Genomic DNA, 1,567 nt, shown 5'->3' with positions numbered 1-1,567 from the left:
ACACAGTGGACGCGAGCAACTGAGGACAAGCCCTCGGCCTATTAGTACCGGTCAACTCCACACGTTACCGTGCTTCCATATCCGGCCTATCAACCCAGTCGTCTACTGGGAGCCTTACCCCATCAAGTGGGTGGGAGTCCTCATCTCGAAGCAGGCTTCCCGCTTAGATGCTTTCAGCGGTTATCCCTCCCGAACGTAGCCAACCAGCCATGCCCTTGGCAGAACAACTGGCACACCAGAGGTTCGTCCGTCCCGGTCCTCTCGTACTAGGGACAGCCCTTCTCAAGACTCCTGCGCGCACAGCGGATAGGGACCGAACTGTCTCACGACGTTCTAAACCCAGCTCGCGTACCGCTTTAATGGGCGAACAGCCCAACCCTTGGGACCGACTCCAGCCCCAGGATGCGACGAGCCGACATCGAGGTGCCAAACCATCCCGTCGATATGGACTCTTGGGGAAGATCAGCCTGTTATCCCCGGGGTACCTTTTATCCGTTGAGCGACGGCGCTTCCACAAGCCACCGCCGGATCACTAGTCCCGACTTTCGTCCCTGCTCGACCCGTCGGTCTCACAGTCAAGCTCCCTTGTGCACTTACACTCAACACCTGATTGCCAACCAGGCTGAGGGAACCTTTGGGCGCCTCCGTTACCCTTTAGGAGGCAACCGCCCCAGTTAAACTACCCATCAGACACTGTCCCTGATCCGGATCACGGACCCAGGTTAGACATCCAGCACGACCAGACTGGTATTTCAACGACGACTCCACCCGAACTGGCGTCCGAGCTTCACAGTCTCCCAGCTATCCTACACAAGCCGAACCGAACACCAATATCAAACTGTAGTAAAGGTCCCGGGGTCTTTCCGTCCTGCTGCGCGAAACGAGCATCTTTACTCGTAGTGCAATTTCACCGGGCCTATGGTTGAGACAGTCGAGAAGTCGTTACGCCATTCGTGCAGGTCGGAACTTACCCGACAAGGAATTTCGCTACCTTAGGATGGTTATAGTTACCACCGCCGTTTACTGGCGCTTAAGTTCTCAGCTTCGCCCACCCGAAGGTGAGCTAACCGGTCCCCTTAACGTTCCAGCACCGGGCAGGCGTCAGTCCGTATACATCGCCTTACGGCTTCGCACGGACCTGTGTTTTTAGTAAACAGTCGCTTCTCGCTGGTCTCTGCGGCCACCCCCAGCTCAGAGCGCGAAGCTCATCACCGGATGTGGCCCCCCTTCTCCCGAAGTTACGGGGGCATTTTGCCGAGTTCCTTAACCATAGTTCACCCGAACGCCTCGGTATTCTCTACCTGACCACCTGAGTCGGTTTAGGGTACGGGCCGCCATGAAACTCGCTAGAGGCTTTTCTCGACAGCATAGGATCATCCACTTCACCGCAATCGGCTCGGCATCAGGTCTCACCCTGGTGAGTGGCGGATTTGCCTACCACTCGGGCTACACCCTTACCCCGGGACAACCACCGCCCGGGCTGGACTACCTTCCTGCGTCACCCCATCACTCACCTACTAACCGCTTGGGCCGGCGGCTCCACCACTCCCCTTCACCCGAAGGATCC

1 rRNA gene is annotated in these 1,567 nt (G+C 57.6%); it reads right to left on the bottom strand.

The features are described from left to right. Positions 1 to 21 precede the first annotated feature (21 nt). Positions 22 to 1,567 (bottom strand): 23S ribosomal RNA (locus tag FHS37_RS38745); the annotation flags it as partial.

This window comes from Streptomyces griseomycini (assembly GCF_014203535.1).
Taxonomy (GTDB): domain Bacteria; phylum Actinomycetota; class Actinomycetes; order Streptomycetales; family Streptomycetaceae; genus Streptomyces; species Streptomyces griseomycini.
This window is presented reverse-complemented; position numbering and strand designations above follow the sequence as displayed.